Raw genomic sequence first — 25,160 nt, 5'->3', positions numbered from 1 at the left:
CCGGCCAAAGGTGCGTTGCATGGGAGCATGCAGGATCAGGCGACCCCGGAACCCCAGCCGCAACGCGCACCACTCGCATTGCCGCCGGGGCCCTCGGCGGCCTCCTCCGACCCGCCCACGCTGCCTCCGTTCCCGGCGGTGCACCCGCCCGAAATGGGCCCGCAGAACCAGATCAAGCCGCTGGTCACGCTCACCGGCAAGCGCTTCACCTGGGCGGCCGGGGTGCGCGCCGCGCTCGGCGTGGGCATCCCGTTCGCGATCGTCACCGCGACCCTGGGCGTCGGCTACGGCACGTTCGCCGCGCTGGGCGGCTACACCGTCCTGTACGCGGCCAAGGAGCCCTACGCGCGCCGGGCGATCACCCTCGCGCTGGTCGGCCTGGGCCTGGCCCTGGCGCTGACCCTGGGCTCGCTCGCGGCCGGCACCGCGTTCCTGTACGTGCCGGTGATCACCCTGGTCGCCACCGTCGCCACCTTCCTGTGCGGCGCGCTGCAGGTGGACCGCCCCGGCGGGTACATGTTCACCCTGGTCTGCGCGATGGGCGCCTTCCTGCCGCACCAACCCGACATGGTCCCCGAGCGGGCCGCGCTGGTGCTCGCGGGCGCCGCCGGCGCGTGGCTGGTGTCGATGTCCGGCTGGCTGCTTCGCCCACGCCACCCCGAGCACATGGCGCTGGCGGCCTGCTTCGAGGCGCTCGCCGACTTCTTCGCCTCGATCGGCGACCAGCCCAGCGACGCCGCCCGACACCGCGCGTCCGAGACGGTGCACAGCGCGTGGGTGAGCGTGTTGCGCGCGGACACCAAGCGCAATCGGCGCACCGGCGAGGCCCGTCGACTGCGGGTGTTGTGCCGGCGCGCGCTCGACCTGTTCCAGGCCGCACAACTGCTGGCCGTGGAACGAACCCGGCCGCTGCCACCGGAGATCGCGGACACCGTGCGCGCACTGGCCGGCGCGGTCGGGCAGCCCACGTTGGTCCCGGTCATGCCCGCGGTACTCGCCGACACCGAGACCGCCGCCGAACGCTACCTGCGCACGGTACTCAGGGCCGCCGCCGCGGAGGCCGGCCAACCGGCGGTGAAGGAGGGCGAGATCATCCCGGGCCGACGGCCCACCGCCGGCGAGCGCATGCGCGCCGCGTTCGACCGCTCCTCCCTGGTTCCGCCGACCGCGCTGCGCACCGGGCTGGGCGTCGGCTCGGCGACGCTGGCCGCCGCGCTGCTGCCGGTGGTGCACCCGGTGTGGGTGGCCATCGCGGCTGGCGCCGCGCTCCAGGGCGGCAACGTCGTGCTCGACTTCGGCCGGGTGCTGCAACGGGCGATCGGCACGCTCGTCGGCGTCGCGGTGATCGCGCTGTTCTTCCACGACCTGATGCCCAACGCGTGGCTCGTGGTGATCGCCGTCGCGCTGCTGTTCGGCGCGACGCAGACCGTGATCGCCCGCAACCTGGCCGTGGGCGCCGCGTGCGTGACCCCCGTCGGCCTCTTCCTGGCCGCCACCGGCCAACCCGGTGCACACGTGGGCGACCTGGCCGCCACCCGGGTGATCGACACCGTCCTGGGCCTGGCCGTCGGCCTGACCGCGAGCCTGGTGTTGTGGCCGCGCGCGTCCGCGACCCGATTGCCGCGCCAACTCGGCCGGACCATCCGGGCCGAGGCGCTGCTGCTGCGGGCCACCGTCACCGGTCGGATCGTGGACGACCGCGCCTGGGGCAGCACCCGCCGGGCGGCCCGGCGCGAGCTGCTCGACCTGTGGAGCGTGTACGAGGCGGCGCTGGGCGAATTCACCGGCCGCCGACTGGACGCCGAGCGGTTGTGGCCCGCGATCGTGACCGCCCAGCGGCTCGGCTACCGGTTGATGACCGCGCCGGAGACCTACCGCACCGAGCCGCCCGAACCGATCCCCGCGGACGACCTCGACCGGCTGGACGCCCATCTGGCCGAACTGGCCTCGGCCGCCGAGGAGCGCCGCTCTCCGGTGCTGCCCGAACAGCCGGATCTGTGGGGGTATCCGGTACTGCGCCAACACCTGAAGCGACTGGGTCGCACGATCGCCCGGGCGAACGAGGCACTGCCCGCCCGGCAGTTGCCCGAGTTCGTCCAGCGGCGCATCCTGGCCCCGCCGGCCCGGCTCCTGTACGGGGCCCGCCGCGCGGCCGGCACGGATACGGGACAATCGCAGCGACCGGCCCCAAACCGTGGACCAGGAGACAGAACTTGAAGGCGCAGATCCTCGACGGCAAGGCCACCGCCACCGCCATCAAAGCCGAACTCGCCGTTCGGGCCGAGGCACTGAAGGCCCGAGGCATCACGCCGGGTCTGGGCACCGTGCTCGTGGGCGACGACCCCGGCAGCCACTCGTATGTGCGCGGCAAGCACCGCGACTGCGCCCAGGTGGGCATCGCCAGCATCCAGCGCAACCTGCCCGCGGACGCGACGCAGGAGCAGGTCGAGGACGTGGTCCGCGAACTCAACGCGGACCCGGCCTGTACCGGCTACATCGTCCAGCTCCCGCTGCCCAGGCACCTGGACGCCAACCGGGTCCTGGAGCTGATGGACCCGGACAAGGACGCCGACGGCCTGCACCCGACGAACCTGGGCCGGCTGGTGCTGGGCCAGGAGGCGCCGCTGCCGTGCACCCCGCGCGGCATCGTCGAACTGCTGCGCCGGCACGACATCGAGATCAACGGCGCCGAGGTGTGCGTGATCGGCCGAGGCGTCACCGTCGGCCGCCCGATCGGCCTGCTGCTCACCCGACGCACCGAGAACGCCACGGTGACCCTGTGCCACACCGGCACCAAGGAACTGCCGTTCCACGTGCTCCAGGCGGACGTGGTCGTCGCCGCGGCCGGCGTGCCCGGCCTGATCAGCGCGGACATGGTCAAGCCCGGTGCGGTGCTGCTGGACGTGGGCATCACCCGCACCGAGCACGGTCTGGTCGGCGACGTGCACCCGGAGGCGTACGAGAAGGCCGCCTGGGTGGCCCCGATGCCCGGCGGGGTGGGTCCGATGACCCGCGCGATGTTGCTCACCAACGTCATCGAGGCCGCCGAGCGGCAGGTCACCAGTCTGTGATCGAACCGCGTCGGGCCCCGGGCCCGGGCCGCGCGATCGGGGGCGTCCGCCCGCGACCCGCGACTCGCGCCCGCCGGGTCCGGGGCCGACGCGGTCCCGGTCATGCCTGGCGCCGCCGGATGAGGAGAGGTGGGACCCTGTGGCAACGGCTCGGGGGCGACGCAAGGACGGCAGGAAGAAGGAGCCGGGCACCTACCTGCCCGAGGGCGGTGCCTCGCCGGCCGGGCCGGGGCCGCTGCGGGAATGGCCCGCGATGGCGGTCTTCGCCTGCCTGATCGCGGCCCTGCTGACCGCCGCGCTCGACGGCTTCCGGATCGCCGCGGTCCTGATCGCGGGCACCTTCCTGGTCGCCGCGACACTGCGGCTGTTCGTATCCGACGTGGGAGTCCTGGCGGTGCGCAGCCGGTTCACCGACGTGGGCGTACTGCTGTTCTTCGGCGCCGCGGTACTGCTCCTGGGGCTGAGCATCCCCGATCCGCTCGTCGATCTGCCGTGGGTGCCCAAGCGCACCGGTTCGTAGGCTCGCGGACGTCGGGCCGAGGGGAGAGCCCTTCCTCGGCCCGACGGCACGTCAGTACAGCCGGCGCGCCTCGCCGGCGATCTCGCTCGGGGTCATCCCGGCGGCCCGGACGATCTCGGCCCGGCGGACCGCGGTGATCGCGTCGAACAGCGTCTCGCCCAGCGCCTCGCGCAGCACCGCGCTCGCCTCCAGAGCCGCCAACGCGGCGGCCGGTGACTCCGGCAGCCTGGGTACGCCGCCCGCCGCGGACGGATCGCCCGGCACCTCCACCGGCAGCCGCAGTCCGTCCTCGATGCCGGCCAGCCCGGCCGCGATCACCGTGCCGACCACCAGGTACGGATTGGCCGTCGCGTCGAAGCACTTGAGCTCCGCGTTCGCCGTGTGCTGCCGCTCGCCCGCCATCCCGGTGACCAGCCGCAGCGCCGCCTCCCGGTTCTCCAGGCCCCAGCAGCGGTACACGCCCGCCCACTGCGCCGGCACCAGTCGCAGGTGGCTGGCCGCCCCCGGGGCACCGATGGCCAGCAGTGCGGGCAATTCGCGCAGGACGCCCGCCAGGAACGCCTCGCCCTCGCGGGTCAGACCCCGCGGCCCCTCGCCGCCGTGGCACAGGTTCATCCCGTCGCGCCACGGCGAGAAGTGCAGGTGGGCGCCATTGCCCACCTCGCCGGGCAGCACGCAGGGCGCGAAGGTGACCGCGTGCCCGTGCCGGGCGGCGACCGCGCGGATCGTCTCGCGCACCAGCACCGTGGTGTCCGCCGCGCCGACCGGGTCCTCCGGCGCCACGGAGACCTCCAACTGGCCCGCCGCGTACTCCGGGTGCACCTGCAACACGCTCACGTCCTGGGCGGCGAGCGCGCGGGTCAACTCGCGCAGTTGGCCGGACACCCGGACCACTCGGGACATCCCGTACGCGGCCTTGTGGAAGGCGGGTACGAAGCGGCCGGCCGAGTCCTCGGTGCCGGTGACCCACTCGACCTCGAAGCCCATCCGCAGCGACAATCCGCGCAGCCCGGCACGCGCGGCCATCCGCCGGGCGAAGGTGCGCTGGCAGCCCGCGTACGGCACGCCGTCCTGGGTGTAGCGGTCGCCGGGCGCCCAGGCCCAGCCCGGCTGCGCGGCCAGCGGGCGCAGCGCCGCCAGGTCGGGGATCAGCCGCAGATCGCCGGCCGGCCCGCCGACCAGCGTGCCGGCGGTGATCGAGTCGTCGGCGAGGAACACGTCGAAGACGGGGGAGAAGCCCACGCCGTGCGTGGCGACCGCGTCCAGGCGTGCGTAGGGGATCGTCTTGACCCGGGTGATGCCGGCGTTGTCCACCCAGCCGAGGGCGACCACGTCGATCGGGTCGGGCGCATCGGCGTCGACCGTCGCCGATGCGCCGAGCGGGCCCGAGGCGGGCCCGCGGGTCGGCTCGGCCGGGTCCGACGCGTGCATGAGTCACCCTCCGGGATCGATCGGGTTCGGTGGGTGACGAACCTACCGGTCGGTTCCGTCGAAACGAAAACCCGGCGGTCGGAAACCGGTTCGGGGCGAACCTCACACCCGTGGTTGGCAAAGCGGCCCCGGGGGCCGGAGTAATGTGGCCGCGAAAAGTATCTCGATGCCGAGCTACCGGCGGACTGCCATCGGCGTCGGATCCCGCCGCAGCAGAGGAGACCCGCGCGCAATGTCCCGTACCCCCGTCAACGTCACCGTCACGGGCGCGGCCGGTCAGATCGGCTATGCGCTGCTGTTCCGCATCGCCTCCGGTCACCTGCTCGGCCCCGACACCCCCGTGCGCCTGCGTCTTCTGGAGATTCCGCAGGCGGTCAAGGCCGCCGAGGGCACCGCGATGGAGCTCGACGACTGCGCGTTCCCGCTGCTCGACGGGATCGACATCTTCGACAACCCGACCGACGGCTTCGCGGGTGCGAACGTGGCCCTGCTGGTCGGTGCCCGTCCGCGGACCAAGGGCATGGAGCGTGGCGACCTGCTGGCCGCCAACGGTGGCATCTTCAAGCCGCAGGGCGAGGCGATCAACGCCGGCGCCGCGGACGACATCAAGGTGCTCGTGGTCGGCAACCCGGCCAACACCAACGCGCTGATCGCGCAGCGGCACGCGCCGGACGTACCGGCCGAGCGCTTCACCGCGATGACCCGGCTGGACCACAACCGCGCGCTGACCCAGCTCGCCAAGAAGACCGGCGTCGCGGTCACCGACATCGCGAAGCTGACCATCTGGGGCAACCACTCGGCCACCCAGTACCCGGACGTCTTCCACGCGCAGATCGCCGGCAAGAACGCCGCCGAGGTGGTCGACGACCAGACCTGGCTCGCGGACACCTTCATCCCGACGGTCGCCAAGCGCGGCGCGGCGATCATCGAGGCGCGCGGCGCGTCCTCGGCGGCGTCGGCGGCCAACGCGGCGATCGACCACGTGCACACCTGGGTCAACGGCACCGCCGACGGCGACTGGACCTCGATGGGCGTCGTCTCGGACGGCTCCTACGGTGTGCCCGAGGGCCTCATCTCCTCCTTCCCGGTCGTCTGCAAGGACGGCAAGTGGGAGATCGTCCAGGGCCTGGACATCAACGAGTTCTCCCGTGGCCGGATCGACGCGTCGGTGCAGGAGCTGGCCGAGGAGCGCGACGCGGTGCGCGAGCTGGGCCTGATCTGACGCCGGATCCGGCCGCTTGAGCCGACTGCGGGATCCGACCGCCTGATCCCGTCCCGGGCCGGGACCGGGGACCGTTCGCCGGTTCCCGGTCGCGGTGGCGATCGATCGACGGTGACGGCTGGTTGCCGAACAAGGGCGGGCCGAACGGCCCGCCCTTGGTGTGTTCCGGGACCCTGCTCGGCACGATCGTGATGCGGGTGCCGAGCACCGGGTGTTCGTCCCGGCGCCGGTCCGGCACCTCTTCCGGGTGCCGTACGTCGGTCGCGGATTTCAGGTCCGGTCCGCCGGCCGCACGCCGCCCGTGTCGACCCAGCCCGGGATCGGCTCGCGGGCGGTGAGCCAGGAATCGTGGATGTCGGCCAGACCCGTGCGCGATGCCACCACGCCTGCCGTGATCGCGCAGGTCGTGTCGACGTCGCCCATGCCCCGGGCCGTTTCCCACAGCGCGTCGGCCAAAGTGTCCAGGTGGTGGGCCGCCGTCCACAGGGCGAACGGGACGGTGTCCGGGGCGCTGATCCGGGTGCCGTTGCCCAGCACGCTCACCGCGTTGCGGACCGAGGAGTCGGCCCGCAGCCGGGATGCGGTGCGGATGCCGGCGGCCACGTCGCTCTCCGGTGTGTGCTCGGCCACCTCGGTCAGGAACTCGACCGGATCCGGGGCCGGTTCGTCCCGCCCGCGGGTCGCCAGCGCCGCCGCGATCGCCACCGCGACCGCGCCCGCCGTCGCCTCCGGGTGGGCGTGCGTGGTCTCGGCGGAGCGCTCGGCCTCGGCCGCGACGTAGGAGAGGTCCTCGTCGGCGTGCCACGCACCCAGCGGCGCGACCCGCATCGCGGCGCCGTTGCCCCACGAGCCCTGGCCCTCGAATTGACGGCGCGTCACCTCGCGCCACGACTCGCCCTCGTGGATCGCGCGCAGCACCCCGTGCATCGACGGACCGTAGCCGCGATGCGGGTCGGCCGTGTAGGACGCGGCGAAGTGCGCGGCCAGTGCGTCCTGATCGACGTCGTCGCACAGGTGCAGGACGCGCAGCACGGACAGCGCCATCGCGGTGTCGTCGGTCCAGTACCAGAGCTCGGCCTCGGGTGCGATCCGGCGGGCCTGACGCTGGGTCGCTTCGGCGCCCTTGTAGGAGAACCACTGTTCGCCGAAGGCGTCGCCGAGGGCGAGTCCGTGCAGGGCACGAGCGGCGTTCGCGACGCGTCGGGTACGGTGCGGGCGGCTATGGTTCATGCGCCTCACCCTGCCGGCCGGGCCCGGCTCGAGCCAGGGATTTCCCGGGTGCTCGAAGCCGCTCGGATCCGCCGGAAAGTGTCGGATATTGCTCAGTCTTATCTCGATATCAAGAGGCTCGGCATCGAACGACTCGCTAGAATGATCCCATGAAAGACGAGGTCGACCGGCTTGTCGCGGCATGGAAGCGGGAGCGCCCGGACCTCGATGTCGAACCCCTCGAAGTACTGAGTCGGGTCACCCGACTGGCGAGGCACCTGGACCGCGCCCGACGTACCGCGTTCTCCGCGCGCGACCTCGAACCGTGGGAGTTCGACGTGCTCTCCGCGCTGCGCCGGGACGGCGCGCCGTATCAGCTCTCGCCCGGCCAGTTGCTCACCCAGACCCTGGTGACCTCCGGGACGATGACCAATCGGATCGACCGCCTCGCCGCCAAGGGCCTGGTGCTGCGACTGCCCGACCCGGACGACCGACGCGGTGTGCTGGTCCGGCTGACCGAGGACGGTCGCGATCGGGTCGACGCGGCGATGGCCGAGCTGCTCGGCCAGGAACGGGCCATTCTGGCCGGCCTGACGGTCGATCAGCAGGCGGCCCTCGCCGGGCTTTTGCGTTCCCTTGTCGCGCCGTTCGACAACCACGCCTGAAACAAACCTCTTTGACCATCTCATGGCCATGATTCACTCTTAGTGATCAAATGTATCAAGCACCCGTTGTGTGCCGGGAACGGCTGCCTGTAGACAAGTCCCTGTTGGGAGCGGAACCGCAAGGGTTCGCCTCGGGGAACAGGAGCAGGGCATGAGGTGCATCATTCGTCCGATCGGCGGCCGGCGCGCGGCGCGCGATCGTGCCGACCGACCCACTCCCGCCGAACTCGCCGCACTGACCGGGCACGACTAGCCCCGGTCCCTCGGGGTGGGGGGAACGGCCTCGCTCATGACCGTGAAGGCGTCTTGGGGAAGTAACGCCGGAACGGTCGGACGGCGGCGGCCGAGGGGTGACACGCCGGGGAAGCGTGGGGGCAGCGAACGCAGGGGGACGGGTGGGGGAAAGCGTGGGGGGAAACGCGGGACGGGCACAGAGGAAGCGGGGCGGGGAAGCGGGGCGGGGAAGCGCGCGCGGGGGCGATGAAACGAGGGGGTCGGGGGCGACTCGGGGAGAAGGGTAGTCGGGGGTAGGTACGGCGGCGGCCCGGTGGATGACGATCCACCGGCCCGCCGCCGTGTTCGCGCGAAGGCGCCGGAACACGAACCTGTCGCCCGAAATCCGGACCCGCGTTCGATTTCCACCCGCCTTCGATCCCGACTCGCCTTCGACCCCGGCGGGATCGGCTCAGTTCGCCGACGATCCCGCTTCCGGTGATTCCGCTGTCGCGGATCCCGCGTCCGGCGTGCGCGTCTCCGGTGTGAAAGTCACCGGCAGCCGCTGCAACCCCCGCATGATCAGCCCGCCGCGCCAGCGCAGTTCGTCCTCGGGCAGCGCAAGCCGTACGTCCGGCAGCCGGCTCAGCAGCGTGCCGATCGCGATCTGGCCTTCGAGCCGGGCCAGCGGTGCACCGATGCAGTAGTGGATACCGTGCCCGAACGCGAGGTGCTGGTTGTCCGCGCGGGCCGGATCCAGCAGGTCGGGCTCGGCGAATCGGCGCGGGTCCCGGTCGGCCGCCGCGAGGACGACCAACACCGGCTCGCCTGCCGGGATTCGCGTGCAGCCGATCTCCAGCTCGGTGGTGCTGAATCGCCACGTGGCCACCTCGACCGGCCCGTCGTAGCGCAGCAGTTCCTCGACCGTGGGCGCGAGCAGCGTCGGGTCGGCCTGGACCGCGAGCCGCTCGGTGTCGTGCGTGAGCAGCGTGAGCAGGCCGTTGCCGATCAGGTTGACGGTCGTCTCGAAGCCGGCGAAGAGCAGGATGAAGGCCATTGCCGCGGCTTCGTCCTCGGTCAGGTGTTCGCCGTGGTCGCTCGCCCGGATCAGCCCCGAGATCAGGTCGTCGTCCGCATCGGTGAGGGTCGCGCGCTTGCGATGGATCAACTCCGCCAGGTACGTGCGCATGTGCCGCACCGCCCGGGCCACCCCGCCACGCGGGCCCGAGCCGTGCCGGATCATCATCCCGGCCCAGGTCCGGAAGTCCGCCTGGTCCTCCTCGGGCACCCCGAGCAGGTCGCAGATCGCGTAGATGGGCAGCGGGAACGCGAAGTCGTGGATCAGATCGGCCTCGCCGGTGCGCGCGAAGTCGTCGAGCAGGCGGTCGGTCAGGGCCTGGATCCGAGGCCGGAACTCCTCCGCCCGGCGCGGCGTGAACGCCTTCGACACCAGCCGGCGCAGCCGGGTGTGGTCCGGCGGGTCGAGGTTGAGCAGGTGCGCGCCGACGCCGGAGCGCTGTTCGCCGGGCACCCCGACCTTGCCCTGCTTCCAGGCCGCCTCCGAGTGCCGCGGGTCCTTGCTCAGCCGCTGATCGGCGAGCGCCTGCTTGGCGTCCGCGTACCGGGTGACCAACCATGCCTCGACGCCGCTGGGCAGCGTGGTGCGGTGCACGGGCGCGTACTCGCGCAGGTGCGCGTAGGCCGGGTACGGGTCGGCGATGAACTCGCGCGAGAACAACTCGGGTCCGGCCGGCACCGCGTGCGCCGGGCATCGGGTGGGGTCGTCGGTCACGGCTGCGGGGTCCGCGCCGCCCGCAGGCCCTTGACGCCGAGCCAGCCGATCGCGTTGCCCGCCGCGAACGAGACGATCGTCAGCGCCAGATGGATCAGGAAGAACGTGGTCGCGCCGTCGTTCCAGGACCGGTCGTCGGCCCAGATGTTCTTGAGGAAGTTCGGCCACAAGATCCAGCTCCAGATGCCGAACAACACCAGACAGGCGGAAATACCTCGGCCGATCCTCAACGTGAAGCACCCGTTCCCGGTCGAAAACTCAGCGAATTTGTCCGGATTCAGTATGCGGCGGCGCGGCCTACGCACCGCAGCCGGGGGCCGACAGTACGCTCATCACATGTTTGATTGGTTCCGGGCTTCTCGGAAGCCGGCCGTGTTCTGTGCTGCCGCGTTCGTTTTCGCGGTCGGTCTTGCTCCTGCCGCCCGGGCCGCCGGTCCCGTCTCGGATCCGCAGCCGCCCTCGCCGATGTCGGATCTGGGCGGGCCACGTCTGGCCCAGTCCGGCGTCCAGAGCGACCTGCCGCCCGGCGCACCGCCGTTGCCCGACGTCGAGGGCTGGGCCTGGGTGGTCGCGGACGCGGACACCGGCAAGATCCTGGCGGCGAAGAACCCGCACTGGAAGTTGCCGCCGGCCAGCACGCTCAAGATGTTGTTCGCCGACACGGTGCTGCCCAAAATCGACCGGAACACCACCCATCAGGTGGTGCCCACCGATCTGCAGAACCTGGGCGAGGGCAGCAGCCTGGTCGGGATAAAGGAGAACGAGACCTACAAGGTCGAGGATCTGTGGCGGGGCGTGTTCCTGCGCTCGGGCAACGACGCGGTGCACGTGCTGTGCGCGATGAACGGCGGCGTGTCCGCGACGGTGCGGCAGATGAACGAGCGGGCCAAGCAGCTCCAGGCGGGCGACACGAACGTGGTCTCGCCGGACGGCTACGACGCGCCCGGGCAGGTCTCCAGCGCGTACGACCTCGCGCTGTTCGCCCGCGAGGGGCTCAAGAACAACGACTTCAGGTCCTACGCGAGTACGAAGGTCGCCGACTTCCCGGGCGTGGCCGGGTCCAAGTTCCAGATCCAGAACACCAATACGATGCTCGGCCAGTATCCCGGCATGATCGGCGTCAAGAACGGCTACACCACCAACGCCGGCAACACCTTCGTCGGCGGGGCGCAACGCGGCAACCACACGCTGCTGGTGAGCCTCATGCACGTCGAGGGCAAGGGCAAGACCTACGAGGAGACCGGGAAGCTGCTCGACTGGGGCTTCGCCGCGCTGGCCCAGGCGAGGCCGATCGGCGCGCTGGTCGAGCCGCTCTCGGTGCCGGGCGAGAAGAAGGACAAGGGCCCGAAGCCGACGGACGCCAAGGGCGGCGAGGCCAAGACCGCGCAGGCGGCGTCCTCTTCGAAGGACAAGGGCTTCAACTGGGGCCTGTGGGCGGGTCTGGGTGTGCCGGCGGCACTCGTGATGGGCGGCGGCGTGCTGTTCGCCCTTCGGCGGCGCGAGGGGCATTCGGGGGTTCGGTTCGAGGATGACTACCTGCGGTAGCCGTTGGTGGGCTTGAGGTGGCCTCAAACGCCGGCCGGGCTGGTGGGCGCTTGGCTCGGGCTGGAAGGTGGGCTCGAGTCGGCCCGGCCGAAGGGTGCTTGGTTCGGGGTGGAAGTGGGCTCGAACTCCCGGCGAACCGAGGGTGTTTGGTTTGGGTCGGCGGGGCCGGGGTGGGTTATCGGCGGTTTCGGGTGAGGCGCTCCAGCAGGATGCCGAGTGTGGCGGTGCCGGCGATCGCCAGGCCGTAGGCGCGGGCCGGGTGGGAGTGCTTCGCGGGGTATCCGGTCAGGTCCAGCGGTGGTTCGGCCGCCGCCTTCTCGGCCGCGGCGTCGGCGTTCTCCTCGGCCTCCGCGGCCTCCTGCGCGTTGGCCGTCCACGCCGCGCAGAACAGCAGCAGTCGGACCACGAAGTAGATCCACAGGAGCAGTGCGACCGGCACGGCGAACGCGCCGTACGCGCTCTTGCCCGCGACACCCGAGATGTATCCGGACACCAACAGCTTGAGCACCTCGAAGCCGATCGCGCCGATCACCGCGCCCTTGACCGCGACCGCGCGGCTCATGGTCAGCCGGGGCATCCCGACCAGCAGGTAGACGAACAGCACCACACTCGCGCCGACCGCGACCGCGAACGCGGCGATCTGCAGCAGGATTCGGCCGACCGGCTGGTGTTCGAGCCCGATCGAGTCGGACAACTGCCGGATCACGATGGTCGCGAACGCGGACGCGCCCACCGACAGGGCGAGCGCCAGCCCCAGGCCGATCAGCACACCCACGTCGGCGACCTTGCGCACGATCACATTGCCGGGTTCCTCCTCCACGTCCCAGATCGCCCGGATGGACGAACGGGTCGCGTCCACCCACCCGGTGCCGGACATCAGGAGCAGCACGCCGCCGATCGCGCCGACCGCGCCCGCGTTGCGCACCAGCGCGTCCAGGTCGAGCTTGTCCGCGATGCCGGGGATCTGCTCGGAGATCTTGTTCTGCATGCGTTGGACCTGGGACTCGTCCAGCGTCGCGGCCACCACCGCCGCCGCGAGCGTGATCAGCGGGAACAGCGACAGGAAGCCGTAGTAGGTCACCGCCGCGGCCAGCCGATTGCCCTGCCGATCGCCGTACCGCGAGTACGCCCGCCACGTCGGACCGATGACCGGGATCCTCGCCAGTCGTTCCTTGATCGCCACGGCTGACTGCTGCCCCTCCGATGCCCGAACCACACGCGACTCCACTTCGTGACCTCCCGCGTGGCCACGAAGGCGTCACACGGGCAGGGGACCTGGCAACGATTGGCCGAACGCGAAGTCGCGTTGCGGACGCCACACCCCGTCGGCGCCGTGCTCGTACAGACTGAAGCCCCAGATCGGGAAGACCGCGTCGTAGTCCACGAGTTCGGCGAACGCGAGGTCGAGCATATGGTCCGGCAGGTGGTGGGCGACGGTCACATGCGGGTGGTACGGGAAGTGCGACTCGCGCTCCAGCGGCCCGGATCGCACCGCGGCCTCGATCCGTTCACACTCCGGGATGCCGCGCGCGACCTGGACGAACACCACCGGCGAGGTCGGCCGGAAGGTGCCGGTGCTGCGCAGGTGTATGTCGAACGGGGCCTCGCCGGCGGCGACCGCGCGTAGATGTTCCTCGACCTCGGACATCGCCTCGTCGGCCACCTCGGTGGGCGGCAGGAGGGTCACGTGGGTCGGGATGGCGTTCGCGAGCGGATCTCCGAACCCGGCGCGGCGAGCCTGGAGCTCACTGCCGTAGGGCTCGGGGATCGCGATCGACACCCCGATGGTGCGCTTCGCCATGTGCTGCGCCTCAGACTCCCGTCCGGCCGGTCACCGGGGGCAGGAAGCCGACACGGTCGTACGTCTTGGCCAGTGTCTCGGACGCCACCGCGCGAGCCTTCTCCGCACCTTGGGCGAGCACCCTGTCCAGCTCGTCCGGGTCGTCCAGGTACGTGCGCACGCGATCCTGGAAGGGCTCCACGAATTCGACGAGCACCTCGGCCACCTCCTTCTTCAGGTCGCCGTAGCCCCTGCCCGCGAATCGCTCCTCCAACGCGGCGATCGAGGTGCCGGACAGCGCCGAGTGGATGGTGAGCAGATTGGACACGCCCGGCTTGTCGGCCTCGTCGAAGCGCACCTCGGTGCCGGTGTCGGTGACCGCGCTGCGGATCTTCTTCGCGCTGACCTTGGGGTCGTCGAGCAGATTGACGATGCCCTTGGGCGCCGAGGCCGACTTGCTCATCTTGATCGCCGGGTCCTGGAGGTCGACGATCTTGGCCGTCTCCTTGACGATGAACGGCTTGGGGACGACGTAGGTCTCACCGAAGGTCGAGTTGAAGCGCTGCGCGATGTCGCGAGTCAGCTCCAGGTGCTGGCGCTGGTCCTCGCCGACCGGGACCGCGTCCGCCTGGTAGAGCAGGATGTCCGCGACCTGGAGCACCGGGTAGGTGAACAGGCCGACCGTGGTGCGGTCGCTGCCCTGCTTCGCGGACTTGTCCTTGAACTGGGTCATCCGCGCGGCCTCGCCGAAGCCGGTCACGCAGTTCATGATCCAGGCGAGCTGCGCGTGCTCGGGCACGTGGCTCTGCACGAACAGGGTGCAGCGCTCGGGATCGAGACCGGCCGCGAGCAGCTGCGCGGCGGACGTCCGGGTGCGGGTGCGCAATTCCTTCGGATCCTGCGGAACCGTGATCGCGTGCAGGTCGACCACACAGTAGAAGGCATCGTGGCTGTCCTGGAGCGGCACCCACTGGCGGATCGCACCCAGGTAGTTGCCCAGGTGGAACGAATCCGCGGTGGGCTGGATTCCGGACAGAACACGGGGACGCGTCGATGCCATGCCGCCATTCTCTCAGGCGCGTGAGGCGGATCCGGTCAGGGGAGCCGCGCGACTCCCGCGCCGGGCGCACAACAAAGCGCGTGGGCGCCCCGGGAAACACGCAACGATCGTGCGGTGGTGGACAACGCAGGCGCCTTTACTCCCCTTTCGAACGCGGCCTAGGCTGTGCAAGGCCGATACAGAGGGTCGTCGACCGCACATCCACGGTGACGCCCGGGTGCGGCTCCCGGCCTGCCGTCTTGCACCGGCCTGCCGCCATGCACGGCTACACCAACGGCACGGCACATCGACGTAGGTCGCGGAAACCCCGCGCACGCGTGCCGCGGCCGTTCGCGAGAAGGGGGTATCGCGTGCGCCTCACCTCGTGCTGCGGTCGATCGGGCCGCTCCGTATCGCGGTCGGAGCGCATATCGCCCGGAGCCGAGCGGGCCCGGGTGCCTCGACAGCGGCGCCGAGGGTTCGTCGCGCCGCGGGCGGCCGAGTCGCGGCACTACGTGATGTGCCCGCCGGTGTTCCTGGACGCGTCCGCGGCCGACGATTCGCGGGGCCTGCCGCACGCGCGCGGGCTCTCGGACTCGTGCGGGCTTGCGGACTCGCGCGGGCTCGCGGAGGAGACCGGGTTCGCGGCGCGGACCACCGCCGCGATGAGTCAGTGGGAGCGGTTGCGCGGGACGCTGATCGCGCTGGGGCATCGGGTGAGCCTGGTGCCGGGCCGGCCGGGGCTGCCCGGCATGGTGTTCGCCGCGCGGGCCGCGACCGTGGTGGGTGGCCGGGTGCTGGGTGCGCGGCCTCGTTCGGCGGATCGCTTCGCCGAGACGCCGGTCTACCTGGAGTGGTTCGAGCGGCACGGCTTCCGGGGCGGCCTGGAACCGGTGTTCGCGCACGAGGGCGAGAGCGACCTGATTCCGGCCGGACCACACCTGCTGGCCGCGGTGGGACCGTTGACGGAGTCGGCCGCGCATGCCGAGGCTGAGGCGTTCTTCGGCCTGCCGGTGCTTCCGCTCGAACTCGCCGACCCGCGGTTTTGCCGGCTCGGCTCGGCGCTGACCGTGCTCGGCGAGCACACCGTGGCCTACTACCCCGGTGCGTTCACGGCACGGGCGCAGCGCCGACTGGCCCGAGTCTTCCCGGAGCGGATCGAGGTCGACGAGGCGGACGCGCTCGCGCTCGGTCTGGACGCGGTCTCCGACGGGCGCAGCGTGCTGCTGGGCGATGCGACACCGACGCTGGCGGCTCGGCTCGCGGGCCGGGGGTTTCGTACGATCGAACTGGACATGTCCGCATTCGCGGCCCACGGTGCGAGCGTGCGCAGTTGCGTACTGGAACTGCGCGCCGATCGTTGATCGCACGTCTTCACGGGGTATCCCGTCTGTGCGCACTCGGGTGAGTTCCACCCTTCTCGCCGCCGATGTGCGCTTTCCTCATTTTCGTACTGCTGTTCGCCCTCGCATCGACCCCACCGTCGGACCGATTCCCAACTCTGTATCGATCTTCACCATTTGTATCGATCTCCACCGTTGCGAAAGGACGTCATGAGCACGCAGCACTCGCCCGTCCCCTCCTCCGAGTACGAGTACGAGTCCGGCGTCGGCCGCCCCGCCGGCCCGGGAGCCGAGAGCGCCCGACTGATCGAGCTGGCCGAGGACTTCGGCGCGCACAACTACCACCCGCTGCCGATCGTGGTGGCCGAGGCGCACGGCGCCTGGATGACCGATGTCGAGGGCCGGCGGTATCTGGACATGCTGGCCGGGTATTCCGCGCTCAACTTCGGGCACGGCAACGCGCGCCTGATCGACGCGGCCAAGCGGCAGTTGGACCGGGTCACGCTGACCAGCCGCGCGTTCCACAACGACCGCTTCGCGCCGTTCTGCGAGCAGCTCGCGCACCTGGCCGGCATGGAGATGGTGCTGGCGATGAACACCGGCGCGGAGGCGGTGGAGACCGCGGTCAAGACCGCGCGCAAGTGGGGCTACGAGGTCAAGGGCGTACCGGACGGGCGGGCCAGGATCGTGGTCGCCGCCGGCAACTTCCACGGCCGCACCACCACGATCGTGAGCTTCTCCACGGACGAGGAGGCGCGCCGGCACTTCGGCCCGTACACCCCGGGCTTCGACGTGGTGCCCTACGGCGACTCGGCGGCGCTGCGCGCGGCGATCACCGACGACACGGTGGCGGTGCTGATCGAGCCGATCCAGGGCGAGGCCGGCGTACTGGTCCCGCCGCCCGGCTATCTGGCCGAGGTGCGCCGGGTGACCGAGGAGCGCGACGTCCTGTTCATCGCGGACGAGATCCAGTCCGGGCTCGGCCGCACCGGCCGCACCTTCGCGTGCGAGCACGAGGGCGTGGTGCCCGACATGTACATCCTGGGCAAGGCACTCGGCGGCGGCATCCTGCCGATCTCGGCCGTGGTGTCCTCGCGCGCGGTGCTCGGCGTCTTCGCGCCCGGCGAGCACGGCTCGACCTTCGGCGGGAACCCGCTGGCCTGCGCGGTGGGCCTGGAGGTGCTGGAGATCCTGCGCTCCGGCGAGTTCCAGCAGCGCTCCGCCGACCTCGGCGACCACCTGCACCGCGAACTCGCCACACTGGTCGGCCACTCGGTGACCGCCGTACGCGGTCGGGGCCTGTGGGCCGGCGTCGACATCGACCCCGGCCACGGCACCGCCCGCGAGGTCTCCAAGGCCCTGATGGACCGGGGAGTCCTGGTCAAGGACACCCACGGCCAGACGATCCGCATCGCCCCGCCGTTGGTGATCTCCAAGGACGACCTGGAGTGGTCCTTGGACCAGTTGCGCGCGGTGCTGGGGTAGCACCGGGACTACGTGGGGACGGCCGCGAAGTCGGGGACTTCGCGGCCGTTGCACGACGAAGGGGGCCGCCCCGGCGGGGCGGCCCCCTTCGTCCGTGTCCGAGGACACCCGTGCTCACGAGCTTCGGCGCCCCACCAGCCTCGGCTTGGGTTCGATGCCGGAGAGGCCGTTCCAGGCCAGGTTGACCAGGTGGGCCGCGACGTCGGCCTTCTTGGGGCGGCGTACGTCCAGCCACCACTGGCCGGTCAGGGCGACCATGCCGACCAGCATCTGGGCGTACATCGGGGCAAGCTTCGGGTCGTAGCCGCGCGACTTGAACTCCAGGCCGAGTACGTCCTCGACCTGGGAGGCGATGTCGCTGATCAGCGACGCGAAGGTGCCGGTGGATTGGGCCACCGGCGAGTCCCGGACCAGAATCCGGAAGCCGTCGGTGTTCTGGTCGATGTAGTCCAGGAGGGCGAAGGCGGCCTGTTCGAGGAGCTCCCTGGGGTGCCCGCCGGTCAGCGCACTGGTCACCATGTCCAACAACGCGCTGGTCTCGCGGTCCACGACAACGGCGTACAGCCCTTCCTTGCCCCCGAAGTGTTCGTAGACCACCGGCTTCGAGACACCCGCCTTGTGAGCGATCTCCTCGACACTCGTAGCGTCGTAGCCACGCTCCGCGAACAGTGTTCGACCGATGTCGATCAACTGCTCGCGACGCTCTTTCCCGGTCATGCGCACACGACCGCCGCCGCGCGGTGCACTCCGCCTGCTGCTTTCGGTCACTCGCCCATCATGCCGCGCGGCGAGCCGCGACCCGTTCCCGGTCCGGCCAACGTACGTCCCAGACCCAGCCGAGCTTCTCCATCCAGCGGATCGCCCGAGCGCTGCTGTCGAGCTGACCGCGCAGCACGCCGTGCCGTGCGCTGGTCTGGTCCGCGTGGTGCAGGTTGTGCCAGGACTCGCCCATCGAGGGGATCGCGAGCCACCACACGTTGCCCGAGCGGTCGCGGGACTTGAACGGATGATCGCCGACCGCGTGGCAGATCGAGTTGATCGACCAGGTCACGTGGTGCAGCAAACCGACCCGGACCAGGCCCGCCCAGAAGAACGCGGTCAGCGCGCCCTGCCACGACCACGACCACAGGCCGCCGACCAGCGCGGGAGCGGCCAGCGAGACCGCGACCCACAGCGGGAACTGGCGGGAGACGCGAATCATGTCGCGGTCCTTGAGCAGGTCGGGCGCGTACTTCTCCTGCGAGGTCTGCTCGACGTCGAACAACCACCCCATGTGGGCCCACCACAGGCCCTTGGCCAGCGCGCCCACGCCGGTGCCGTAGCGCCACGGCGAGTGCGGGTCGCCCTCCTTGTCGGAGAACCTGTGGTGCTTGCGGTGGTCGGCGACCCACCGCACCAGCGGCCCCTGCACGGCCATGTTGCCCGCGATCGCCAGCGCGATCCGGACCGGACGCTTGGCCTTGAACGACCCGTGGGTGAAGTAACGATGGAACCCGATCGTGATCCCGTGGCCGGTGATGGCGTACATCACAACGCCGATCACCACGTCGCGCCAGGACAGTCCCCACCCCCATGCCACCGGCACCGCTGCGACCAGCGCGAGGAACGGGATGCCGATGAAGAGCGCCAACGCGATCTGTTCGGCGAAATGCTTGCGTTCGCCGCCGAGCGTGCCGCGCGGGGCCGCGTCGGTGGCGGACTTCCGTTCGGCTTCGAGCACGCTGGTGCCAGGGGAAGGGGTCATAGGGATTCCCTCAGGTCGGGGGCGGCGAGGCTACGGCGACGTAACCTACGGGGCCGTAAGTTCCGCCAGTATGGCAGGTCATGAGCGGAAAGTGAGGTGTCTGCACCCCCTCCGATTTTTCCCGCGCGCTCGTGGCAAAACCCTTGTGTCGGACGGCTTCCCGGCCCCGCCGCAGGCATGCGCGAGGGATCGGAGCGGCTCTTCGGGCCCGTCGCGTAGCCGTCTCCGGCGACGTTTCACCGGGTCCGCGGAGGGTTATTCGCGCACGAAGAGCCGAGGGGCCGGCATAGTGGGTGCCGTGAAAACGGGATGAACCCGCCTGCCAAGCGGAATGCCCGATTCATTCCGCTATGGTGTAACTCGGCAGCACACGGGGTTTTGGTCCCCATGGTCCAGGTTCAAATCCTGGTAGCGGAGCCTTTCGGCAGTGCCGGCCGCAGCGGCGCGTGGAGCCTTCTCCCGACGGCGCTATCCTCATAGGGCCCGGTTTGTTCGGCTCGGCTTCGTCGTGCCGTCATCTCGTTTCTCCGAAGTCGGCCTTCGGAGTCGTCGGGCATCCCCCGCCAGCGATGCCGAGGAGCCTTGCTCTGTGAGCCCCATCCGCCCGGCTGCCGTCGTCGTACTTGCTGCGGGTGAGGGCACCCGCATGCGTTCCAAGACCACCCCGAAGGTGTTGCACGCCCTGGCCGGTCGGGCCATGGTCGGGCATGTGGTCGAGGCCGCCAGACGGCTGGATCCCGAAGACCTGATCGTTGTCGTCGGCCACGGCCGGGACAAGGTCGCGAGCTACCTGTCCGAGCTGGACCCCGCCGCCCGGGTGGTCGTCCAGGAGCAGCAGAACGGCACCGGTCACGCCGTGCGCGTCGCCCTGGACGGGCTCGCCGAGAGCAACCGGGAGCCGGACGGCGTGGTCCTGGTCACATGCGGGGACACCCCGCTGTTGACCACGGACAGCCTGGCCGCGCTGGTCGCGACCCACGAGAGCGAGGGCAACGCCGTCACCGTGCTCTCCGCGGTCGTGCCCGACCCGACCGGCTACGGCCGGATCGTCCGGGAGAACACCCCCGACGGGCGCGGCGCCGTCACCGCGATCGTCGAGCACAAGGACGCCTCCGCCGCCCAGCGTGCGATCGCCGAGATCAACTCCGGCGTGTACGCCTTCGACGGCAAGCTGTTGCGCGAGGCGCTCGGTCAGATCACGCCGCACAACAGCCAGGGCGAGGAATACCTCACCGACACGCTGCACGTGCTGCGCGAGGGCGGGCACCGGGTGGGCGCGGCCGCGGCCGTGGACCACCGGGAGATCCTGGGCGTCAACGACCGGGTGCAGCTCGCCGAGGCGCGTCGGGTGTTCAACGACCGCCTGGTGGAGGCCGCGATGCGCGCCGGGGTCACCGTGGTCGACCCCGCGACCACCTGGATCGACGTGGACGCCACGTTCGAACCGGATGCCGTGCTCCACCCCAACACCCAGCTGCACGGTGCGACCAGCGTCGCCGCCGAGGCCGTGGTGGGCCCCAACTGCACGCTGCGCGACACCGCCGTCGGCGAGCGGGCCCACGTGTACAACACCACGAGCGAGGGCGCCGAGATCGGCCCCGAGGCCACCGTGGGTCCGTACACCTACCTGCGACCGGGCACCCGGCTCGCCCGGGGGGCCAAGGTCGGCGGCTTCGTGGAGATGAAGAACGCCGTGGTGGGCGAGGGATCGAAGGTGCCGCATCTGTCCTACGTCGGGGATGCGACCATCGGGGTGGGTACCAATATCGGTGCGGCCACGATCTTCGTGAACTACGACGGCGTGAACAAGCACCACACGGTGGTCGGGGACCACGTGCGGGTGGGGAGCGACACCATGCTGATCGCCCCGATCGAGATCGGCGACGGTGCCTACACGGCCGCCGGATCGGCGATCACCGAAGATGTCCCACCCGGCGCGATGGCGGTGGCGCGGGGGCGCCAGCGCAACATCGACGGGTGGGTCGCACGCAAACGCGCGGGAACGGCCTCGGCGCAGGCCGCCGAACGCGCGCTCGCGGTCACGCAGGGCGACTCGGGTGACGTGCACACAACGGCCGGGCCGAACGACGGTTCTGCCGAGGCGAATGGCAAGGAGACGGTGCAGTGAGCGGGATCAAGGTGACGCCTGAGCGCAAGCTCATGCTCTTCACGGGCAGGGCCCACCCCGAACTTGCGAAGGAGGTGGCCTCGGAGCTCGGTGCGGATCTCGTTCCCACCAAGGCCTTCGAGTTCGCCAACGGGGAGATCTACGTACGGTTCGAGGACTCCGTGCGAGGTGCCGACGCGTTCGTGATCCAGAGCCACACGGCTCCGATCAACACGTGGATCATGGAACAGCTGATCATGATCGACGCGCTCAAGCGGGCCTCCGCCAAGCGCATCACGGTCATCGTGCCTTTCTACGGCTATGCCCGGCAGGACAAGAAGCACCGCGGTCGCGAGCCGATCTCGGCCCGTCTGATGGCGGACCTGTTCAAGACCGCGGGGGCCGACCGGCTGATGGCCGTGGACCTGCACACGTCGCAGATCCAGGGCTTCTTCGACGGCCCGGTGGACCACCTGTTCGCGCTGCCGCTGCTGGCCGACCACGTCGGCAAGCGGGTGGACCGCGAGCGGCTCACCGTGGTCTCCCCGGACGCCGGCCGGGTGCGGGTGGCCGACCAGTGGACGGACCGCCTCGGCGCGCCGCTGGCGATCATCCACAAGCGTCGCGACCCCAACATCGCCAACGAGGTCACCGTGCACGAGGTGGTCGGTGACGTCACCGGCCGTACGTGCGTCCTGGTCGACGACATGATCGACACCGGTGGCACGATCTGCGCCGCCGCCGACGCGCTGTACGAGAACGGCGCCGCCGACGTGATCGTGGCCGCCACCCACGCGGTGCTGTCCGGCCCCGCCGTGGACCGGCTGAAGAACTCGCGGATCAGCGAGGTCATCGTGACCAACTCGCTGCCGATCGAGGAGGGGCGTCAGTTCGACAAGCTGACCATCCTGTCGATCGCCCCGATGGTGGGCCGTGCGATCCGTGAGGTCTTCGAGGACGGTTCGGTCACGAGCCTGTTCGACGGCCACAGCTGACCCACGGCACCGCCCGGCTCGGCCCGAATGGGTCGTTTGAGCTGTAACTCGCGTACGCCGCCCGGCCGTTGGGCCGGGCGGCGTATGTGTGCCCACCTGCTTTTCGAGGTATCTTGCCCCGAATGGGGGGTGCTCTGTCACTCGTTCGAGTGGCGCTCGGCGCGACCCGATTTCGGGGTGACCGAGAAGAGCGGGTAGGCTAACGGGGTTGCCCGGCGAGGGATGCGCGCTACTTGCTCCGTGATCGACGCGGTAGTTGTGTGTCGTGTACTCCTCCAAGGCTTTTGCAGGGGACCCGGTGCCACTCGGGCACCTACGAACCGACTCCGGCCATCACCGTCCGCAGTCGATCCGCACCATGGGGACCCCGCCCCGCCATCCGCCATCGCGTCGTTCGAGGAGTACCCGTCGTGTCCGAGGTCCGTATCGTCGCCGAGCCGCGTTCCGAGTTCGGCAAGGGTGCCGCCCGTCGCGCCCGTCGCGCGGGTAAGGTGCCGGCCGTCCTCTACGGTCACGGCTCCGCTCCGCTCCACCTTGCGCTTCCGGGCCACGAGCTCATGCTCGCGCTCAAGACCCCCAACGTCCTGTTCTCGCTGGACATCGACGGCAAGGCGCAGCTCGCCCTGCCCAAGGACGTACAGCGCCACCCGATCAAGCGTCACCTGGAGCACGTCGACCTCCTGATCGTCCAGAAGGGCGAGACGGTCACGGTCGAGGTTCCGGTCAGCACGGTCGGCGAGATCGCCCCGGGCGGCCTGCTCGAGACCGTCGTCCCGGCGCTCCCCGTCGAGGCCGAGGCGACCGCGCTTCCCGAGACCATCGAGATCGACGTGACCGGCCTGGAGCCGGGCGCCTCGGTGCACGCCAAGGACATCAAGCTGCCGAAGGGCACCGCGCTCGCGGGCGACCCCGAAGCGGTCATCCTGCACATCCTCACCCCGTCGGCTCCGGAGCCGACCGCCGAGGAGACCACGGCCGACGAGGCCTGATCGGGTCCGTTGTCGTAGGACGAACGCGGGGACAACAACATCATGAGTGAGTCGCAGGCCCACGCCGGCACGGAGAACAGTCCGTGGTTGGTCGTGGGCCTCGGCAATCCCGGGCCCGAGTACGCCGGGAATCGCCACAACGTCGGGTTCATGGTCGTCGATCTGCTCGCCGAGCGGGATCGTTCGAAGTTCAAGGCGCACAAGTCGCGCGCTCAGGTGGTGGAGACCCGGATCGGCCCGCACCGGGTGGTGCTGGCCAAGCCGATGTCGTTCATGAACCTGTCCGGCGGTCCGGTGACCGCGCTGCGCGACTTCTACAAGATCCCGGTCGCGAACATCATCGCGGTCCACGACGAGTTGGACGTCGACTTCGGCGTGCTGCGGCTCAAGCGCGGTGGCGGCGACAACGGGCACAACGGCCTGAAGTCGATCACCAGGTCGCTCGGACCCGACTACCTGCGGGTGCGGTTCGGCATCGGTCGCCCGCCCGGGCGGATGGACGTCGCCGCGTTCGTGCTCAAGGACTTCTCCGCGACCGAGCGCAAGGAACTCGCGTTCGAGGTGGATCGTGCGGCCGACGCGTGCGAGGCGCTGGTTCGCGAGGGTCTGGAGCGCGCGCAGAACACCTTCAACACCTGACCGACGGCGGTCGGAACACCCGAAACCCGACCGTCTTGTACGGGATGCACGAGTGAGGGCGGGCTCCCCGGGGAGACCCGCCCTCGGCCGTATCCGGGCGGCTACCAGCGCCCGTTGTCGCGGATGCGCACCGGCGCCAGCCCCAGGACCAGCGTGCTGATCGCGGTGTCCATCGACGAGCCGATGAACCACTCGCCGGTGTGGTCCAGGCCGAACACCCGGCCGCTCGGGTCGATCGCCAGATAGCTGCTGCCGTCGTCCTCGTCGCCCAGCGGGGCCAGCGGGGTGCCCAGCGCGCGGCCCACGTCGGTGAGCGTGCGCGGCAGGTGCAGCCCTCGGGTGGGGTCGATGGTGAAGGGTCGGCGGAGCACGTCCTTGCCCGCGCCGCCGATGGCGAAGTGCAGCGTGCCGAACTCGGCCCAGGCCACCAGCGCCGCCGGGAACACGCTGTGCCGGTGCCCGTCGGGCGACTCGTGGTCGCTGATCTGCCGGGCCCACGCCTCGGCCTGGGCCAGCCGGCGTCGACCCACGGTCCAGCCGGCCCGCTTGAGTTCGTGCACCACGTCGGTGGAGAAGCGGGACACGTCAGCCGCTTTCCGTCGGCGCGACGCCGAAGTGTTCGAGCATCGGTGCGCAGGATCGACACGGCGGTTGATACGTGTCGTGTCGTGGGTCGCCGTCCTCGCGGATCCGGCGCAGGGTCAGCTTGGCCCCCTTGAGCGAGCGTCGTGCCTCCTGCACGGTGAACGGCCGCCGGGCCGCCCGCTTGGTGCGCGCCGCCTCGGCCTCGAAAAGGTGCTCGGACACCAGCTCGACCTCGGGGCAGCGGCCCCGCCAGCGCTCGCGTGCCTCGACCGGGAGGGCCATCAGGAAGTCCCGGACCAGCGGATGCGCCGTCGGCACGGTGTCGCCCTTGGCACCGGCCCGGGTGCGGATGCGCTTGCCGATGAACAGCGCGGCCGCCACGGCCGGGAGGATGCTCTCGCGGGTGCCCCCGGGCGCACCCCTCTCGCGCGGGTCGGGACCCGCCGGTTCGAGTTCCGGATCCACTTCCGCCGTACGTTCCTTCGCCAGTGTCGTCGTCGGAGTACCCGCGGCCACGTGGCGTTCCCTTCTCGTTCATGTGCTGCTTCGGTCGACGCGGCTTGTGTCGACGGATCGATCATGCCGGCGCCCGGATCGTGACTGTGCGTGCAACAGCGTGCCAAACGTCTCGGCGACCCGTGTAACCGGGACTCCCGGAAAGATCTTTGCAGTTCGGTCCGACCCGCGGATTTCCCGGTTGGCCCGCGGCGGAGCGGATCGGACGCTAGCTTCGTTCGAGTGGGGGTGCCGTGCGGCGGCTGGGCCCGCGCGGCCGGGGGGTTGCAA

At 70.7% G+C, this 25,160-nt stretch carries 23 protein-coding genes and 1 tRNA gene; 13 read left to right on the top strand and 11 right to left on the bottom strand.

What is annotated here, in order from left to right:
- Positions 1-27 precede the first annotated feature (27 nt).
- From A3IC_RS58160 to A3IC_RS58155, 3 genes are all read left to right on the top strand, one after another.
- Positions 28-2,217, top strand: a complete 2,190-nt coding sequence (locus A3IC_RS58160; RefSeq protein WP_158696204.1) for an FUSC family protein — start codon at positions 28-30, stop codon at positions 2,215-2,217.
- Positions 2,214-3,071, top strand: a complete 858-nt coding sequence (locus A3IC_RS0134345) for a bifunctional methylenetetrahydrofolate dehydrogenase/methenyltetrahydrofolate cyclohydrolase (protein WP_020554613.1) — start codon at positions 2,214-2,216, stop codon at positions 3,069-3,071. The genes A3IC_RS58160 and A3IC_RS0134345 overlap by 4 nt, the downstream gene beginning before the upstream one ends.
- 139 nt (positions 3,072-3,210) lie before the next feature.
- Positions 3,211-3,591 (top strand): DUF3017 domain-containing protein, encoded by a 381-nt coding sequence (locus A3IC_RS58155; protein WP_020554612.1) that lies wholly within the window; start codon positions 3,211-3,213, stop codon positions 3,589-3,591.
- Positions 3,592-3,642: 51 nt separating this feature from the next.
- Here the strand turns inward: A3IC_RS58155 and A3IC_RS0134335 are convergent, their stop codons facing one another.
- On the bottom strand, positions 3,643-5,022 hold the full coding sequence (locus tag A3IC_RS0134335; protein WP_020554611.1) for a type I glutamate--ammonia ligase: 1,380 nt from the start codon (positions 5,020-5,022) through the stop codon (positions 3,643-3,645).
- A gap of 232 nt (positions 5,023-5,254) precedes the next feature.
- On the opposite strand from A3IC_RS0134335, the gene A3IC_RS0134330 reads away from it, so the two are divergent.
- On the top strand, positions 5,255-6,244 hold the full coding sequence (locus tag A3IC_RS0134330) for a malate dehydrogenase (RefSeq protein WP_020554610.1): 990 nt from the start codon (positions 5,255-5,257) through the stop codon (positions 6,242-6,244).
- Positions 6,245-6,514: 270 nt separating this feature from the next.
- On the opposite strand, the gene A3IC_RS0134325 is transcribed toward A3IC_RS0134330, so the two are convergent.
- Complete coding sequence (locus tag A3IC_RS0134325) at positions 6,515-7,474, bottom strand: ADP-ribosylglycohydrolase family protein (protein ID WP_020554609.1); 960 nt, start codon at positions 7,472-7,474, stop codon at positions 6,515-6,517.
- Between the two features lie 149 nt (positions 7,475-7,623).
- Here A3IC_RS0134325 and A3IC_RS0134320 point away from each other — a divergent pair, with 149 nt between their 5' ends.
- Positions 7,624-8,118 carry a MarR family winged helix-turn-helix transcriptional regulator gene (locus A3IC_RS0134320; protein WP_020554608.1) on the top strand — a complete coding sequence of 165 codons (495 nt, stop codon included), beginning with the start codon at positions 7,624-7,626 and terminating at the stop codon, positions 8,116-8,118.
- A 685-nt stretch (positions 8,119-8,803) separates the two neighbouring features.
- Here the strand turns inward: A3IC_RS0134320 and A3IC_RS0134310 are convergent.
- Together A3IC_RS0134310 and A3IC_RS58150 are read right to left on the bottom strand one after the other, a co-directional pair.
- On the bottom strand, positions 8,804-10,123 hold the full coding sequence (locus A3IC_RS0134310; RefSeq protein WP_020554606.1) for a cytochrome P450 family protein: 1,320 nt from the start codon (positions 10,121-10,123) through the stop codon (positions 8,804-8,806).
- Positions 10,120-10,353, bottom strand: a complete 234-nt coding sequence (locus A3IC_RS58150) for an SCO4848 family membrane protein (RefSeq protein WP_040877625.1) — start codon at positions 10,351-10,353, stop codon at positions 10,120-10,122. Before A3IC_RS58150 ends, A3IC_RS0134310 begins: the two co-directional genes overlap by 4 nt.
- Before the next feature lie 106 nt (positions 10,354-10,459).
- Between A3IC_RS58150 and A3IC_RS58145 the strand changes: the two genes are divergently transcribed.
- On the top strand, positions 10,460-11,668 hold the full coding sequence (locus A3IC_RS58145; RefSeq protein WP_106669090.1) for a D-alanyl-D-alanine carboxypeptidase family protein: 1,209 nt from the start codon (positions 10,460-10,462) through the stop codon (positions 11,666-11,668).
- 175 nt (positions 11,669-11,843) lie between these two features.
- Here the strand turns inward: A3IC_RS58145 and A3IC_RS0134295 are convergent, their stop codons facing one another.
- Genes A3IC_RS0134295 through trpS form a run of 3 tightly spaced genes read right to left on the bottom strand, consistent with a single transcriptional unit; the run spans position 11,844 to position 14,508 of the window.
- Positions 11,844-12,884: a YihY/virulence factor BrkB family protein gene (locus A3IC_RS0134295; RefSeq protein ID WP_158696203.1), complete on the bottom strand. Its 1,041-nt coding sequence runs from the start codon at positions 12,882-12,884 to the stop codon at positions 11,844-11,846.
- Positions 12,885-12,926: 42 nt separating this feature from the next.
- The gene (locus A3IC_RS0134290; RefSeq protein ID WP_020554602.1) at positions 12,927-13,469 is read right to left on the bottom strand and encodes a 2'-5' RNA ligase family protein; all 543 of its coding nucleotides are present in this window, start codon (positions 13,467-13,469) and stop codon (positions 12,927-12,929) included.
- 10 nt (positions 13,470-13,479) lie between these two features.
- Positions 13,480-14,508: a tryptophan--tRNA ligase gene (gene trpS / locus A3IC_RS0134285; protein WP_020554601.1), complete on the bottom strand. Its 1,029-nt coding sequence runs from the start codon at positions 14,506-14,508 to the stop codon at positions 13,480-13,482.
- A 434-nt stretch (positions 14,509-14,942) separates the two neighbouring features.
- Here trpS and A3IC_RS58140 point away from each other — a divergent pair, with 434 nt between their 5' ends.
- Together A3IC_RS58140 and rocD are read left to right on the top strand one after the other, a co-directional pair.
- Positions 14,943-15,851 (top strand): dimethylarginine dimethylaminohydrolase family protein, encoded by a 909-nt coding sequence (locus A3IC_RS58140; RefSeq protein ID WP_052173939.1) that lies wholly within the window; start codon positions 14,943-14,945, stop codon positions 15,849-15,851.
- 189 nt (positions 15,852-16,040) lie between these two features.
- Positions 16,041-17,315, top strand: coding sequence for an ornithine--oxo-acid transaminase (gene rocD, locus A3IC_RS0134275; protein ID WP_020554599.1), 1,275 nt, complete (start codon positions 16,041-16,043; stop codon positions 17,313-17,315).
- Positions 17,316-17,429: 114 nt separating this feature from the next.
- Here the strand turns inward: rocD and A3IC_RS0134270 are convergent, their stop codons facing one another.
- Positions 17,430-18,032 (bottom strand): TetR/AcrR family transcriptional regulator, encoded by a 603-nt coding sequence (locus tag A3IC_RS0134270; RefSeq protein WP_020554598.1) that lies wholly within the window; start codon positions 18,030-18,032, stop codon positions 17,430-17,432.
- Positions 18,033-18,090: 58 nt separating this feature from the next.
- The gene (locus A3IC_RS0134265) at positions 18,091-19,059 is read right to left on the bottom strand and encodes an acyl-CoA desaturase (protein WP_079026853.1); all 969 of its coding nucleotides are present in this window, start codon (positions 19,057-19,059) and stop codon (positions 18,091-18,093) included.
- A 344-nt stretch (positions 19,060-19,403) separates the two neighbouring features.
- Between A3IC_RS0134265 and A3IC_RS0134260 the strand changes: the two genes are divergently transcribed.
- The 5 genes from A3IC_RS0134260 to pth all read left to right on the top strand — a co-directional run bounded on the left by A3IC_RS0134260 (position 19,404) and on the right by pth (position 23,789).
- A tRNA-Gln gene (locus A3IC_RS0134260) sits at positions 19,404-19,476 on the top strand.
- Positions 19,477-19,648: 172 nt separating this feature from the next.
- The gene (glmU, locus tag A3IC_RS0134255; protein WP_040877624.1) at positions 19,649-21,187 is read left to right on the top strand and encodes a bifunctional UDP-N-acetylglucosamine diphosphorylase/glucosamine-1-phosphate N-acetyltransferase GlmU; all 1,539 of its coding nucleotides are present in this window, start codon (positions 19,649-19,651) and stop codon (positions 21,185-21,187) included.
- Positions 21,184-22,161, top strand: coding sequence for a ribose-phosphate diphosphokinase (locus tag A3IC_RS0134250; RefSeq protein WP_020554595.1), 978 nt, complete (start codon positions 21,184-21,186; stop codon positions 22,159-22,161). Before glmU ends, A3IC_RS0134250 begins: the two co-directional genes overlap by 4 nt.
- A gap of 410 nt (positions 22,162-22,571) precedes the next feature.
- Complete coding sequence (locus A3IC_RS0134245; RefSeq protein ID WP_020554594.1) at positions 22,572-23,150, top strand: 50S ribosomal protein L25/general stress protein Ctc; 579 nt, start codon at positions 22,572-22,574, stop codon at positions 23,148-23,150.
- Between the two features lie 42 nt (positions 23,151-23,192).
- Positions 23,193-23,789, top strand: a complete 597-nt coding sequence (gene pth / locus A3IC_RS0134240; protein WP_020554593.1) for an aminoacyl-tRNA hydrolase — start codon at positions 23,193-23,195, stop codon at positions 23,787-23,789.
- Positions 23,790-23,890: 101 nt separating this feature from the next.
- Here the strand turns inward: pth and A3IC_RS58135 are convergent, their stop codons facing one another.
- Together A3IC_RS58135 and A3IC_RS58130 are read right to left on the bottom strand one after the other, a co-directional pair.
- Positions 23,891-24,373, bottom strand: a complete 483-nt coding sequence (locus A3IC_RS58135; RefSeq protein ID WP_020554592.1) for an SUKH-3 domain-containing protein — start codon at positions 24,371-24,373, stop codon at positions 23,891-23,893.
- Position 24,374: 1 nt separating this feature from the next.
- Positions 24,375-24,890, bottom strand: coding sequence for a YwqJ-related putative deaminase (locus tag A3IC_RS58130; RefSeq protein ID WP_020554591.1), 516 nt, complete (start codon positions 24,888-24,890; stop codon positions 24,375-24,377).
- Positions 24,891-25,160 lie beyond the last annotated feature (270 nt).

The organism is Embleya scabrispora DSM 41855, from assembly GCF_000372745.1.
GTDB lineage: Bacteria > Actinomycetota > Actinomycetes > Streptomycetales > Streptomycetaceae > Embleya > Embleya scabrispora.
The sequence above is the reverse complement of the archived record's forward strand: the minus strand, read 5'-3'. Positions and strand labels throughout refer to the sequence as shown.

What these genes read in the sequence shown, in the direction of transcription:
- A3IC_RS58160 (WP_158696204.1), top strand. Translation starts at nt 28, where the DNA reads ATGCAGGATCAGGCGACCCCGGAACCCCAGCCGCAACGCGCACCACTC.
- A3IC_RS0134335 (WP_020554611.1), bottom strand. Translation starts at nt 5,022, where the DNA reads ATGCACGCGTCGGACCCGGCCGAGCCGACCCGCGGGCCCGCCTCGGGC.
- A3IC_RS0134330 (WP_020554610.1), top strand. Translation starts at nt 5,255, where the DNA reads ATGTCCCGTACCCCCGTCAACGTCACCGTCACGGGCGCGGCCGGTCAG.
- A3IC_RS0134325 (WP_020554609.1), bottom strand. Translation starts at nt 7,474, where the DNA reads ATGAACCATAGCCGCCCGCACCGTACCCGACGCGTCGCGAACGCCGCT.
- A3IC_RS0134320 (WP_020554608.1), top strand. Translation starts at nt 7,624, where the DNA reads ATGAAAGACGAGGTCGACCGGCTTGTCGCGGCATGGAAGCGGGAGCGC.
- A3IC_RS58145 (WP_106669090.1), top strand. Translation starts at nt 10,460, where the DNA reads ATGTTTGATTGGTTCCGGGCTTCTCGGAAGCCGGCCGTGTTCTGTGCT.
- A3IC_RS0134290 (WP_020554602.1), bottom strand. Translation starts at nt 13,469, where the DNA reads ATGGCGAAGCGCACCATCGGGGTGTCGATCGCGATCCCCGAGCCCTAC.
- trpS (WP_020554601.1), bottom strand. Translation starts at nt 14,508, where the DNA reads ATGGCATCGACGCGTCCCCGTGTTCTGTCCGGAATCCAGCCCACCGCG.
- rocD (WP_020554599.1), top strand. Translation starts at nt 16,041, where the DNA reads ATGAGCACGCAGCACTCGCCCGTCCCCTCCTCCGAGTACGAGTACGAG.
- A3IC_RS0134270 (WP_020554598.1), bottom strand. Translation starts at nt 18,032, where the DNA reads ATGACCGGGAAAGAGCGTCGCGAGCAGTTGATCGACATCGGTCGAACA.
- A3IC_RS0134265 (WP_079026853.1), bottom strand. Translation starts at nt 19,059, where the DNA reads ATGACCCCTTCCCCTGGCACCAGCGTGCTCGAAGCCGAACGGAAGTCC.
- pth (WP_020554593.1), top strand. Translation starts at nt 23,193, where the DNA reads ATGAGTGAGTCGCAGGCCCACGCCGGCACGGAGAACAGTCCGTGGTTG.